The 13,366-nt window shown below is 71.4% G+C and carries 10 protein-coding genes; 1 reads left to right on the top strand and 9 read right to left on the bottom strand.

All coding sequences use genetic code 11. The annotated features are described in order from the left end of the window. Position 1: 1 nt before the first annotated feature. The 9 genes from OG494_RS41185 to OG494_RS41145 form a co-directional block, all read right to left on the bottom strand. Positions 2-2,728, bottom strand: a complete 2,727-nt coding sequence (locus tag OG494_RS41185) for an AfsR/SARP family transcriptional regulator (RefSeq protein ID WP_328448122.1) — start codon at positions 2,726-2,728, stop codon at positions 2-4. Positions 2,729-3,237: 509 nt separating this feature from the next. Next, positions 3,238-4,140 carry an ectoine hydroxylase gene (gene thpD / locus OG494_RS41180; RefSeq protein ID WP_328448120.1) on the bottom strand — a complete coding sequence of 301 codons (903 nt, stop codon included), beginning with the start codon at positions 4,138-4,140 and terminating at the stop codon, positions 3,238-3,240. Positions 4,141-4,174: 34 nt separating this feature from the next. Next, the gene (locus tag OG494_RS41175) at positions 4,175-4,567 is read right to left on the bottom strand and encodes an ectoine synthase (protein ID WP_328448118.1); all 393 of its coding nucleotides are present in this window, start codon (positions 4,565-4,567) and stop codon (positions 4,175-4,177) included. 11 nt (positions 4,568-4,578) lie between these two features. Continuing rightward, complete coding sequence (ectB, locus tag OG494_RS41170; protein ID WP_328448116.1) at positions 4,579-5,832, bottom strand: diaminobutyrate--2-oxoglutarate transaminase; 1,254 nt, start codon at positions 5,830-5,832, stop codon at positions 4,579-4,581. A 15-nt stretch (positions 5,833-5,847) separates the two neighbouring features. Continuing rightward, entirely contained in the window at positions 5,848-6,357 is a 510-nt protein-coding gene (gene ectA, locus OG494_RS41165; protein ID WP_328448114.1) for a diaminobutyrate acetyltransferase, read from the bottom strand. Between the two features lie 233 nt (positions 6,358-6,590). After that, entirely contained in the window at positions 6,591-9,626 is a 3,036-nt protein-coding gene (locus OG494_RS41160) for a patatin-like protein (RefSeq protein WP_328448112.1), read from the bottom strand. A gap of 109 nt (positions 9,627-9,735) precedes the next feature. Then, on the bottom strand, positions 9,736-10,260 hold the full coding sequence (locus tag OG494_RS41155; RefSeq protein WP_328448110.1) for a zinc-binding dehydrogenase: 525 nt from the start codon (positions 10,258-10,260) through the stop codon (positions 9,736-9,738). A 90-nt stretch (positions 10,261-10,350) separates the two neighbouring features. After that, positions 10,351-11,586 carry a DUF445 domain-containing protein gene (locus OG494_RS41150; RefSeq protein WP_328448108.1) on the bottom strand — a complete coding sequence of 412 codons (1,236 nt, stop codon included), beginning with the start codon at positions 11,584-11,586 and terminating at the stop codon, positions 10,351-10,353. Positions 11,587-11,589: 3 nt separating this feature from the next. Next, complete coding sequence (locus OG494_RS41145) at positions 11,590-12,387, bottom strand: Abi-alpha family protein (RefSeq protein WP_328448106.1); 798 nt, start codon at positions 12,385-12,387, stop codon at positions 11,590-11,592. Positions 12,388-12,530: 143 nt separating this feature from the next. Here OG494_RS41145 and OG494_RS41140 point away from each other — a divergent pair, with 143 nt between their 5' ends. Then, a complete protein-coding gene (locus OG494_RS41140) occupies positions 12,531-13,352 on the top strand; it encodes a maleylpyruvate isomerase family mycothiol-dependent enzyme (protein ID WP_328448104.1) in 822 nt (273 codons plus the stop codon). Positions 13,353-13,366 lie beyond the last annotated feature (14 nt).

Here is a 13,366-nt window from a genome sequence, read left to right as displayed (position 1 = left end):
GTCACCGCAGTTCAGCGAGTTCCGCGCGGACTTCCCCGACGAGCTTCGGGTGCACCCGCTCGTAAATGCGCACGGACAACACGAGCTGCTCCCGGGCGCCGTCCAGATCGCCTTTCGCCCGCAGGACCCGGCCCAAGGTCACCCGCGACGCGCCTTCGCGCGCGACGAAACCATGGCTGATCGCGACGTCGATCGCCTCCCGGACGTAGCGCTCGGCCGCCGGCTGATCACCGGCGCGCAGGCTCAGCTCGGCCAGGTCGTCGAGCGCGCGGACGACCCGGTCGTCGTCGCCCAGCTCGCGGTCGATCCGCAGCGCGGCGAGCCGGTGGGCGATCGCGTCGGGGAAGCGGCCCGCCCGCGCCTCCGCCTCCGCGCAGCTGCCGAGCGCCTGCCCCAGCAGCACGGCGTCGCCCTCGGCCTCCGTGATCGCTTCGCGCAGCAGCTCGACGGCGCGGTCGTGGTCGCCGAGCCGGCTCAGCGCGCGGCCGAGCTGCAGGTCGGCCGCGGTGGCGAGCCGGTCGTCGGTGAGCCCGGCGGACAGCTCCCGCGCCCGCTCGGCGTCGGCGAGACCGGCGCCCGGCAGCTCGAAGGTCAGCGCGATCTCGCAGCGCGTCAGCCGCAGCCAGCACTGCCCGGCGACGTCGCCGGTGGCTTCGGCGGCCGCGACGCCGAGGTCGGCCATCCGCGTCCACTCGTCGAGCAGCGGGCACGCGACGCGGTAGGTGTGCCCGAGCAGGGCCAGCCGCCAGACGTCGTCGTAGCGGCCCGCGGAGTACGCGGCGTCGAGCACCGCCAGCAGGTTCGGCCACTCGGCCGCGAACCAGTCCTGCGCCTCGGCGAAACCCGGCAGCGACGGCAGGACGTCATCGGCGAGCACGCCGGAGAAGTCGAGCGGGTCGGCGACGCGGGCGAGCCGGCGACGCGCCCGGTCGGCCACCGCCTGGTAATAGCGGACGGTCCAGCCGAGCGTCTCGTCCCGCTCCTTCTCGTCGAGCTCCTGCTCCGCCAGTTCGCGCAGGTAGAGCCAGACGAGGTCGTGCGGGACGAAGACGTCGCGCGCGGTCTCGGCGATGAGGTTGTGCGCGGCCAGGGCCCGCAGCCGGCGGCGGGCCTCGGTCACCGGGATCTGCGCGACGGCGGCCATCAGGTGCGGCCCGACCATCACCCCGGGCACCCCGCCGAGCTGCAGGAACGTCTCGGCGATCTCGCCGGGCAGGCCGCGGAAGGAGACGTCGAAGGCGGCGCGCACGCCGTCGTCGGCGCCGTCGACCTGCAGCCCTTCCAGCCGGGTGCGCTCGTTGCCGAGCTCGTCGACGAGCTCTTCCGCGGTGCGCTGCGGGCTCGCCGACAGCCGGGCGCCGGCGATCCGCAGCGCGAGCGGGAGGTAACCGCAGAGCCGCGCGAGCGTGTGGCTGTGGCCGGCCGGACCGGCCAGCTCCTCGATCAGCCGGACGGCGTCGTCGGGGGCGAGCGTGCCGAGCACGCGCTGCTTGGCCGCGTTCGACACGGCGAGCCCGTCGAGGCGCGAGCGGCTGGTCACCACCGTCATCGTGCGGGCGCTCGGCGGCAGCAGCGGGCGCACCTGTTCGGCGGTGCGGGCGTCGTCGAGCAGCACGAGCATCCGGCGCCCGGCGATCAGCGACCGGTACAGCGCGACGCGCTCGTGCAGCAGCTCCGGGACCTGCGCGGTTTCGACGCCCAGGCCGAGCAGGAACTGCGTGAGCAGCTCGGCGGGTTCCAGCGGCGGGTGGTGCGGGTCGAAGCCGCGCAGCGAGGCGAACAGGACGCCGTCCGGGAACCGCCGCGCGACGCGGTGCGCCCACCAGACGACCAACGTGCTCTTGCCGACGCCGGCGGTGCCGGTGACCACGGCGATCGTGGTCTCGCCGGCTTCGGCCCGGGTGACCAGGGCGTCGAGCCAGGCCAGCTCGTCGGTGCGCCCGGCCAGGCTCGGCACCGCGGCGGGCAGCTGGGAGATCGCCTTCGCCGGCTCTTCGACCGGCGCCGCGAGGTCGTCGTGGAGGATCCGTTCGTGGAGCCAGCGGAGTTCGGCGCCGGGTTCGACACCCAAGGTGCTGAGGGTGGCGCGGGAAACGGTCCGGTACAGCTCGAGCGCGTCCCCGCGGCGCCCGGCGTGGTGGAGCGCCCGCATGAGCTGGCCCGCGGTGCGCTCTTCCAGCGGATCGGCGATCGGGCTGAGCTCGACGATCAGCTCGGCGTGCCGGCCGAGGTTCAGGTCCGCGTCGACGCGGGCGCCGTGCACGGCCCGGCGCAGCTCCGCCAGCTCGGGCGCCCGGACGGACTCGGGCACCCCGCCCAGCACCGGCCCTTGCCACAACGCGAGCGCCTCGGCGAGCAGCGCGGCCGCGGTCTCGGGCGTGGCCACGGACGCGCGCTCCAGCAGGCTCCGCGCCCGGTGGACGTCGATCCGGCCGGGCTCGACCACCAGCCGGTACCCCGGCGGCGTGGTCAGGATGTTCGCGTCGCCCCGGAGTTCGCGCAGCACCCGGCGCAGGTGGGAGACGTTGCCGTGGACGATGGTCCGGGCGGTCGCGGGCGGGTCGTGGCCCCAGAGCGCGTCGATGATGTCGTCGAGCGCGACGACCTTGCCGGGCTGCAGCGCGAGGAGCGCGACCAGGCCGCGGACGCCGGGCCCGCCGATCGGGACGGGGACGTCGTCGGCGAAGAGCTGGACGGGCCCGAGCAGCTGGAAACGGATTTCGGCCATGCTCGCGCCCACCTCCCCGGGGTTCACGTTCCTGACGTCTCCCTCGTCAGAAAAGTCAACTTACCGTGACGTCGGGCGGACCTGTACCACCCAGCCGGGACGACGGCAGACCGTTCACCAGGAACTTCGTCACTCTGCGGATTCCGCGGTGGCAGCGCGAGCGGCTACGACTTCCTCCGGACGCAACACGACCCCGCACCATCGGTCCCGATCCGCTGGTGCGGGGTCGTGCGCACTACTCCCGGCCGGGCCGCCAGGGGGCGCGGTCCGCCCGCCGTCGCCGTGAACGACCGGGCGGGGTGTGCTCACCCCGAGCGAAGCACCCGCCGGTCGTCCGCGAAGACGTTTCTCGCGCGGGCCACACGCCCTCGCGGTGGCGACACGGTAACAAAGCGCACCGGATCAGTCACCGCCGGGTTGACGCGAATTCTCCGCGCCGGCCCCGAAAAGCCGACAGAAGCGCCGAAAGCGGCCGACACGCACGCGTGTCGGCCGCTTTTGGGTGCGCGTCAGCGCGAGATCGGCGTCGTGTCGCGCCCGGCGATGAACGCCGGGCGCGGCCGGCTCGCCGCGTACGGCTCGGTCAAGGCGTTCTCCACGCTGTTGAACACCAGGAAGATGTTCGAGCGCGGGTACGGCGTGATGTTGTTCCCCGAGCCGTGCATGACGTTCGCGTCGAACCACAGGGCCGACCCGGCCTGGCCGGTGAACTGGTCGATGCCGTGCTCGGCCGCCATCTCGGTGATGTCGTGCTCGGTCGGCACGCCCACCCGCTGGTCCTTGAGCGACGCCTTGTAGTTCTCGGCCGGCGTCTCGCCGGCGCACTGGACGAACGTCCGGTGCGAGCCCGGCATGATCATCAGCCCGCCGTTGAACGGGTAGTTGTCGGTCAGCGCGATGGAGCAGCTGACCGCCCGCGGGGCCGGCATGCCGTCCTCCGCGTGCCAGGTTTCGAAGTCCGAGTGCCAGTAGAACCCGGTGCCCTTGAACCCGGGCATGTAGTTCACCCGGCTCTGGTGGAGGTAGACGTCGGAGCCGAGCAGCTGACGCGCCCGGTCCAGCACGCGCGGGTCGCGCACCAGCTCCGAAATCAGGTCCGAGATGTCGTGGACGGCGAAGATCGACCGGACCTCGCCGGTCCGCGCCTCGGTGATCACGCGCTCGTCCTGCGCCAGCTCGCGGTTCGAGGACAGCCGCACCAGCTCCTGCCAGTACGTCTGGACCTCGCCGACCGAGAGCAGGTCGTCGTCCACCGTGTAGCCGCGGGCTTCGTGGTTCGCCAGGGTCGCGGCGTCGATCGGACCATCGGCTTCGGTACCCCACACGGTGGGGTGCACGCGCGGCAGGTGCTCCGGCGTACCGGTGATCCGGGTCGGGTAACCGTCGTCGACCCGGGTGTCCGTCAGCGTCACGGGCTTCGCCTCCTGTGTGGCCTCTCCGGTGCTCTTACGATTCCTCGGTGATCAGCGGGTACACGCCGTTCTCGTCGTGCACCTCGCGGCCGGTCACCGGGGGGTTGAACACGCACACGCACTTGATCTCGGTCCGCGGCCGGACCTGGTGCTTGTCGTGGTCGTTCAGCAGGTACAGCGTGCCGGGCTTGAGCTCGTGCACCTTGCCGGTGGCGAGGTCCTCGATCTCACCCTCGCCCGAGGTGATGAACACGGCCTCGATGTGGTTCGCGTACCAGAAGTCGTTGACGGTCCCGGCGTAGAGCGTGGTCTCGTGCACCGAGAAGCCGACACCCTCCTTCGCCAGGATGATGCGCTTGCTGCGCCAGTTGGGGGTCTTGATGTCGGCGTCGGTGTCGGTCACCTCGTCGAGCGTGCGAACGAGCACGTCGTACTCCTCTACTTGCTCAGGACGGCCTTGACGGACTCGTCGATGATGGACAGACCCTGCGTCAGCTCGTCGTCGGTCAGGGTCAGGGGCGGCAGCAGCTTCATGACTTCGCCGTCCGGACCGGACGTCTCCATGAGCAGGCCGCGGGCGAAGGCTTCGGCGCAGACGCGCCCGGCCAGCTCGCCGTTTTCGAACTCCAGACCGCGGGCGAGACCGCGGCCCTTGGCGAACAGCTTCGCCTCCGGGTAGGCCTCGACGAGCCCGGTGAACGCGGTGGCGATGCGCTCCCCCATGGCCTTGGTCGACTTCTCCAGCTCGTCGTCGCTCCAGTAGGTGTTGATCGCCTCGGTGGCGGTGACGAACGCCGGGCTGATGCCGCGGAACGTGCCGTTGTGCTCGCCGGGCTCCCAGACGTCGAGCTCCGGCTTGATCAGCGTCAGCGCCATCGGCAGGCCGTACCCGCTGATGGACTTCGACAGGCAGACGATGTCCGGGGAGATCCCGGCGTCCTCGAAGCTGAAGAACGGCCCGGTGCGGCCGCAGCCCATCTGGACGTCGTCGAGGATCAGCAGGATGTTGTGGCGCTTGCAGAGGTCGTCGAGACCCTTCAGCCACTCCAGGCGCGCGGCGTTGATGCCGCCCTCGCCCTGGACGCCCTCGACGATCACGGCGGCCGGCTCGTTGAGCCCGCTGCCGGAGTCTTCGAGGAGCTTCTCGAAGTAGAGGAAGTCCGGCATGGCGCCGTCGAAGTACCGGTCGTACGGCATCGGCGTGGCGTGCACCAGCGGGATGCCCGCGGCGCCGCGCTTCATCGAGTTGCCGGTGACCGACAGCGCGCCGAGCGTCATGCCGTGGAAGGCGTTGGTGAAGTTGATGACCGACTCCTTGCCGGTCACCTTCCGCGCCAGCTTCAGCGCGGCCTCGACGGCGTTCGCGCCACCCGGACCCGGGAACACGACCTTGTAGTTCAGGTTGCGCGGGTCGAGGATCTTGTCGCGGAAGGTCTGCAGGAAGTCGCGCTTGGCCACGGTGTACATGTCCAGCGCGTGCGTGACGCCGTCACGCTGGATGTAGTCGATCAGGGCCTGCTTCAGCGCCGGGTTGTTGTGCCCGTAGTTGAGCGCGCCCGCGCCGGCGAAGAAGTCCAGGTAGCCCTTGCCGCTCTCGTCGTGGAGCCAGCTCCCCTGCGCGCGGTCGAACACGACGGGCCAGCCGCGGCTGTAGCTGCGTACTTCGGATTCGAGCTCTTCGAAGATGCTCATGACGTTTCTTTTCTCCTACTCGCCCGGATCTGTGCGTACCGATAGCGGACCGATGCGGTAAAGCTCTTCGGCCAGGTGCCCGGCTTCGGGGAATTCGTCCCCGCCGAACAGCACGCTGGTTTCCATCGCGGTGTTCCAGCGCTTCGCGAACGACGTGAACAGCCGGATGGACGCTTCGTTGTCCGGGGTGATGGTGGTCTCGAGGTAACGCACCCCCGCGCCGACCAGGCGCGTGTACAACGCGTCGAGCAGGGCCCCGGCCAGGCCCTTCCCTCGTTGCGACGCGTCGACCGCGACCTGCCAGACGAGCGCGGCCTCGGGCTCGTCGGGCCGGCGGTAGGCGATGACGAATCCGACCGCCTTGCCGTCCTCGCGCGCGACCACCGATGTCCCGGCGAAATCGCGGCACCACAGCATGTATGCGTACGGCGAGTTGAGATCGAGCTTGGCGGAATCACGCGCGATTCGCCACAGCGCCGCGCCGTCCGCCTTGGTCGGCGATTCGATCAAGTGCGTTACGGACATACTCAGGAAACGTAACAGAGAATTTTCCGCTCGCCAGCGACGCAGCTCACGACCCCGCGATGACCTGGGGCGACGTGGAGTACCCGGTGAGGAGTCCCACAAACGTGTTTGACCGAAGAAGTTCCGGGGCACACGGCGGCTCAGGTCGCGTCCTCGTTGTCCGTGACCTACCCGCACCATGAACCTCCGGCGCGAAGATCGCAAGGCGCCGGGCCGAATCCGCCCGGGTCTTCTCAGGGGCGACGGCGGTGGCGGAGACGTCGCCAGGCGCCGCTCACCGGCATCACCACCGCCGGGAGGATCAGCAGGCCCGAGACGACCAGCCACCACACCGCGCCGTCGCCGCGGCGCCAGCCGGCCACCACGTTGCCGAGCCAGCCGAAGAACGGCCGGGCGAGCGGGGGCAGGAACGCGGCCAGCAGCAAGGCCGCCACCACCAGGGCCCCGAGCACCGCGAACAGCCGCCGTGGGGTGCGGCCCATCGTGAGCAGGGCCGTGGCCAGGTACACGACCGCGCCGGCCAGCACCGGGAGGCCGATCCACTGCAGGATCGCGCCACTGCTGTCGCCGATGACCAGGCCGGCCAGCAGCGCCAGCACACCCGCCGCCAGCGAGCCGAGCGTGCCCAGCTTCGACGCGCTCTGCGTGACCTTCGCCGTGCTCCGGGCCACCGTCCGCAGGATGCCCGCGACGGTCTGCGGCCAGCCGCCGGGCAGCCGGAACGCGACCACGCCGGCGTTGACGACGGCCGCGCCGAGCTTGACCAGCGTCCGCGTCAGCTGCGCGGTGCCCTGCTCGCCGGCCAGCTTCTCCGCCGAGACCTGGCAGACCTGGAAGACGCGCTGAGCGGTGTCCGCGTCGCCGATCGGCCGCGCGCTCCGCGCCCGGAACGCCGCCGACGCCGCGCCGCTGCACCCGCCGACCTCGACGTCGGCCTGGGCCTGCTCGGCGACCACCGGCAGCTCCTCCGCGGCGATCTGCGCCTGCCGGGTCCGCGCGAGCACCATGGCCGTCACCGGCATGCTGATCGGCGGGTCGTCCGAGAACTCCGCGACCGGTTTCAGCGCGCAGTCCAGCCCGAGGAACGCCAGCTCGGCGGTCAGCTGCTCCTTGAGCTGCCGCAGTTCGGCCGGCTCGCCGTTGTCGGCGGGGTCCGGCTCGCGCCAGAGCGGGCCCAGCGCCGCGACGACCTCGTCGCGGAACGCCTCGGGCCCGATGAGGTCGCGCAGGGTCTTCAGCCGGGCCGGGTCGAGCAGGCACTGGACCAGCCAGCCGGCGCCGTCGACGCGCCCCCACATCCAGTCACTGGCCCGCCAGGACCCTTTGTAGAAGGCCCCGAAGTAGTCGGCCTGCATCCCGGTCAGTTTGTCCCACGACCGGCGCCGCTTCAGGTCCAGCAGGGTCCGGGAATCGGCGCTGACCTGCACGAGCTCGACGCGCTGGTCGACCGACGGCGCCTGGGCGAGCAGCCCGCGCGTCGCGACGTGGAGGCCGAGCAGCCGCCCTTGGACGATGTTGTCGGCCCCGTTCTCGAGGGCCAGCCAGTCCAGCAGGACCGAGACGGTGTCGGCGGTCTCGAGGGCCGCGTTGGCGGACTCGAGGGCGCCGTCGGCGAGCGCCCGCGACGTCGGCGCCGTCGCGTCCCGCAGGGCCGCGTTCGCCAGCGCCCGCAGCGTCGGCGCCGCCTCCCGCAGGGCCGCGACGACCAGCGGCCAGGCCTGCGCGACCGCGTCCGAGCGGCCGAGCCCGGCCCACTCCTGCGCCAGCTCGCGGATCCACACCTCGAGGGTGCTGCTCGCGCCGGGCCCGTCGTGCGCGGCGATCCACTGCGCCAGCCGCACCCCGCGGGCCGACGTCTTCCGCGCCGCGTGCAGCCCGGCCCGCGTGTCGTTGAGCACCTTGGCTTCCCCGGCGGCCGGCCCGAGCCGGAACCCGGCGTTGATCAGCTGCAGCCCGGTCGCCACGGCGTCGTCGAGCGCGCTCGTGCGGTAGCCGACCAGTTCGGGCACGGACATGCTCGCCGACGGCGGGGCCAGCGGGATGCCGGCGCTGAGCCCGGTGACGGCGACGGCGCGCAGCTGCTGCGACATCCCGGACGCCCACTCGCGGTCCTCGGTGTCCACATCGGACAGTGCGTACCGGCGGCTGGCCACCTGGACCAGTTCCGCGGCGTCCTCGGCCGTGCGCCGGTCCAGGTACGCGGTGGCCACGCGCTTGTCGATCAGCGACTCCGGCCCGCCGCGCAGCCCGAGCGCGGCCAGCGAGACGCGGGTGTCGCGGGTGCGGACGACGGCGTCGTTGTGCCGGGTCAGCTCCTCCAGCTCGGCGCTGATCGACTGGCTCATCACCGTCGAGACGACCTTGCTCATCGCGTTCGCCAGCAGCGGCGGGGCCGCCGGGTCGCAGGCGAGTCCGGTCGCCTCCTTTTCCCCGGTCGGCACGACGTAGAGCAGCAGCCGCCGGACGTCGGCGTGGGACGGGCGTTCGAAGATCTCCCGCAGGGCCGGGCGCAGCGGCTTGTTGAGCAGCACCCCGCCGTCGGTCAGCCAGTGCGAGCGGGTCAGGTCGGTGTAAGCCGTCATGTCGGGGTGCAGCTCGTCGGCGCCCTCGGCGCCGATCGGCAGCCGGGCCAGCTCGAACGCGCCGGGGAACGACGCGGTCGAGCGCGCGGCGAGCGCGAGCGGCCCCTGCACGCCTTCCGTCCACAGTGGACCTTCGAAGCGGAAGAGCATCCGGTGTTCGGTGTCGCGCACCAGGTTCCCCAGCGCGTCGTCGAACCGGGTCGTCTCGCCGTCGATCATCGTGCCGGTGAGCAGCACGGTGATGTCCGGCGGCTCGGCGGGCGGGGTGCCCGGCCCGGTGATCTCGTGCAGCGCCTGCGCCAGGTCGCCGAGCAGCACGCGGTCGCCGTCCAGCACCGACCGCGGCTGCGCCTCCGCGGGGTCGCGCAGGAGGTTCTCCAGCGAGCCGATCCGGAGCCAGGTGTCACGCAGCACCTGCGGCGTCGAGCCGAACGCCTCCGCCAGCCCGAGGCAGGCCGCGTTGATCCCGCCGGCGCTGGTGCCGGTCAGGACGTCGATCGACACCGTGGCGCGCAGCAGGTCGAGCAGCCCCCGGTAGAGCCCCGCCTCGGCGTCGCCCCGGGACTCCCGCAGCAGCTGGGAGGTCTCGGTGGCGACGCCGCCCATCCAGATGGCGAGGCTGGCGCCGCCGACCATCGTCATGGCCAGGCGGATCTCCTGCCGCCACGGTTCCGCTTGCTCCGCCATGAGCTCCCCAAGCCGGTTTGTCGTCGGTGCCCGACGCAGACTAGAGGCGGAAGGTTAGGCGCGGGATACACGCGGGTGTACGGCCGTTCGGGTGGAGTTGATCGCCTTCTCAGCCGCCGACCGTGACCACCACCTTGCCGAACTGGCCGTTCGCTTCGAGGTACCGGTGCGACTCGGCGATGTCGAAGAAGTCGAACGTCCGGTCCAGCCGCTGCGGGTTCATGGTCAGCTCGAACGCGTTGAACATCCGCATGGTCGGCAGCGTCCACAGCGGGAACGGTGTCTCGGGGACGACGAGCGTGCCGCCCCTCGCCGTCGCGTCGGACAGGGCGCGCACGCCCGGGCCGGCGACCGCGTCGAACACGAAGTCCGCGCCGTGGCCCGCGGTGATCTCGCGGGTGCGGGTGACGACGTCCTCGTCGTCGGTCACGATCACCTGCGCCGCGCCCGTGTCCAGCAGCCGCTGCTTCTTCGCCGCGGTGCGCGAAGCGGCGAGCGGGATCGCGCCGACGTGGTTGACGACGTCGCCGTACGCGGTGAGGAACGGCCCCCACAGCGCGACGGTCTCGGTCGTGGGCTCCGGTGGATCACTGCGGCTGCGGACATGACCGCCGCTTCGCCGTAGTTCGCCCACGACCGTTCGGTATGCCTCCCCAGTAGCGAGACGGGCGACGGCCAAGCACCGCTCGAAGGTCGCCGACGCGCGGAAGGCGTACGACTTCGCCTAAGCCGCGAGGTGCTCCAGCAGCAGCACCTGCGCCTCACCGACCGCGAAGCCCAGGACCGCGCCGGTCGCGATGAGGATCCATTCGTCCTGCTCGAAGGCCGGGCGCAGCAGGCGCTCGAACTCGTGCGGGGACAGCTCCTTCATCTTCGACACCAGGACGTTGCGGATGTCCATCGCGTCCGTGGCGTAGTCCTCGATGTAGCGCATCGTCTCCGGCAGGCGGTTCATGATCTGCTCGGCGATCGAGAGCTTCATGTCCTGGTACTTGCGGCTGCCCACGGCGAACACCACCAGCGGCCGCGCGACCCGGCCGAGTTCCGCGTCCAGCTGGCGCTGGATCAGCGCGAGGACGCGGTCGGACAGCGGGCCGTGCAGGATCGCCTCGATGACGTTGTGCGGCGTGATGATCTCCTTCGCGATCAGCTCGCCGTACGCCTCCGCGACCTCCTTGCGCCGCTTCAGGAACAGCCCTTGCCACTCGACGCCGAAGTACTTCTTGGGCTCGATCGGGAAGAAGATCATCCGCAGCGCGAGCCAGTCGGTGAACCAGCCGGTGAACAGGCCGAACACCGGCATGATCAGCGGGAACTTGAACAGCACCCAGGCGATCATCTGGATCACGCCGATCGCGCCGCCGAACACCAGGCCCGAGCGCGCGATGAACTTGAACTCCTGGGCGCCGGCTTCCTGGAAGATGCGGTTGAGCAGCCGCTTGTCCTTGACCAGACTGGTGACCACCATGCCCTTGAGGTCGAACACACTGTCCACATCGGACTTGATCAGATCGAGGACGGCGGCGACCATCCGCGGCGACTCGTGCTGGACGCGCTCGATCACCAGCTGCTGCACCCGCACCGGCAGCGACTCCCACAGCCCCGGCTGGTAGTGGCCGGCGACCTCGCGCACGATGTCCTCGACGCCCGCGAGCAGCGGTTTCTCGATCTCCTTGGCGATCCGGCCGGCGTCGAGCCGGGCGACGACCTCGGCCGGCTTGATCAGCTGCTCCGTCATCGTGTCGCAGGCGATGCTCGCCATCCGCGCGGCACGCTTCGGCACGATGCCCTGCCAGCCGAAGAACGGCTTGATGCCGATGAACTCGACCGGCTGGAACATCATCCGGATCGCGACGAGCTTGGTGCCGTACCCGATCAGGGCCGCGACGATCGGGATCGAGACGTACAGGGGCCAGTGCTGCGCGAAGTCGGCGACGATGCCGGCGAGGAACGACCCCACGGGTCAGCCGAGACTCGGGTCGCAGGCCTGCCAGAACTCCGCGCCGAGGCGCGAGACGTGGATCGTCCGTTTGACGAACTTCGCGCGCTTGACGTGCTTCTCGGCGTCGCGCACGGTCTCGTCCGTCATCAGGATCTCGTACTGCGTCTCCAGCGACGGCACCTCTTCGTCGAGGTCGACCAGGCCGAGCCCGATCAGCCGCGTGACGTAGCCGGGCACCTGGTCGGGCAGCGAGACGCCGGCGACCTTGCCGACGGTCGACGCGTTGCGCAGCACCAGCCGGCCCGCGCCGCCGAGGCCGGTGCGCTCGGCGACGTCGATCGCGGGGAACGGCGAGCCGTCCGACAGCGCCGACAGGATGCGGGCCTCGTCCGGCGTCAGCTGGCGCAGGATGATCGCGTAGAAGTACTCGCGGGCCCGGGCGCGGCCGAAGCCGATGGAGTGGTTGAGCAGCTCGGCCATCGCGGCGCGCAGCGGCTCGGCCTGGTTGTCGCGCGCGGGCACGAGCGTGACGGTGGCTTCGATCGGCCGGGAGCCCGACACCGCCGGGCGGTTCATCGCGGACGCCGCGGTGAGCGCCGCGTGGTACGGGTCGTCGACCTCGTCGAGCCGTCGCCGCAGCTCGCCCAGCAGCTGGCGCTCGACCTGCCGCACCCCGCGTTCGGCGGTCTCCACGCCGGGCAGCCGGCGGGTGAACGCGAAGCCGGTGCGCGCGGCCCAGCCGGCCAGCTGACCGGCGCGGCGCGCCAGGTCGGCCACCTCGTCGCCGGTGCCCCGGCCGTTCGGTCGCTCTGCGTTCACGGGCGGACTCCCCTCTGCTTACGCGGTGATGCTACCTGCGAGTAGGCCGAATGGTGGTGTGACGACCAGCATCCTTCGGGGGCCCGGGTGGCGGAGCCCCCGGCTCGGGGCGAAGCCCCGGACAGCAGCGCATGATGTGCGACATGAATCCTTGGGGTCCGCCGATCGACGTCCTCCCGTACTTCGCGAAGGAGGAGCAGTCCTTGATGACGCTGCTCGGCGCGTTGACCGAGGAAGACTGGACGCGGCCGACGATGTGCGACGGCTGGTCGGTCAAGGACATCGCGGCCCACCTGCTGGGCGACAAGGTCGGCCGCCTGTCCCGCGGCCGCGACGGCCACTCCGCCGACGGCCCGCGCCCCGGCGAGGCGTTCCCGCGGTTCATCGACCGGCTCAACGAGGAGTGGGTCGTCGCCTGCCGCCGCCTCTCGACGGACGTCCTGCTGACGATGCTGTACGAGTTCATGGGCCAGACCACCGAGTACTGGGCGAAGCTCGACCTCGACGTCCTGGGCGAGCCGGTGAGCTGGGCGGGCGACGCGCCGGCGCCACGCTGGCTGGACGCGGCCCGGGACTATTCGGAGTTCTGGGTGCACCACGTGCAGCTGCGCGAGGCCCTGGAGCACACGCCGCTGGAGGCCGAGCACGCCGAGCCGATCGCCGACACGTTCGTCCGGGCGCTGCCGCACACCCTGCGCGACGTCGAGGCCCGCGTCGGCAAGCAGGTCGGCTACACGGTGACCGGTCCGGGCGGCGGCAAGTGGCACGCGCGCCTCGAGCGTGACGGCTGGGTCCTGGACCGCGGCGCCCCGCCGTCCCGCACCCCACTGGCCACGGTGACGACGGACCTGGACACGTTCTGGCGCCTCTGCACCCACAACGCCCCCGACCTGAGCCGAGTGAAGACCTCAGGCGACGAAAACGTTTGCGCGACGATCCTCGGGATGACGTCGATCATCGTCTGAGACGTCACTTTCCC

The sequence above is a fragment of the Amycolatopsis sp. NBC_00438 genome (assembly GCF_036026695.1).
GTDB lineage: Bacteria > Actinomycetota > Actinomycetes > Mycobacteriales > Pseudonocardiaceae > Amycolatopsis.
Note: the sequence above shows the minus strand (reverse complement) of the source record. Positions and strands in the feature narration are given on the sequence as shown.

Excerpts from the sequence above, each read along its gene's own strand:
- OG494_RS41185 (WP_328448122.1), bottom strand. The coding sequence starts at position 2,728 with ATGGCCGAAATCCGTTTCCAGCTGCTCGGGCCCGTCCAGCTCTTCGCC.
- ectB (WP_328448116.1), bottom strand. The coding sequence starts at position 5,832 with ATGAGCATCTTCGAAGAGCTCGAATCCGAAGTACGCAGCTACAGCCGC.
- ectA (WP_328448114.1), bottom strand. The coding sequence starts at position 6,357 with ATGTCCGTAACGCACTTGATCGAATCGCCGACCAAGGCGGACGGCGCG.
- OG494_RS41160 (WP_328448112.1), bottom strand. The coding sequence starts at position 9,626 with ATGGCGGAGCAAGCGGAACCGTGGCGGCAGGAGATCCGCCTGGCCATG.
- OG494_RS41140 (WP_328448104.1), top strand. The coding sequence starts at position 12,531 with ATGAATCCTTGGGGTCCGCCGATCGACGTCCTCCCGTACTTCGCGAAG.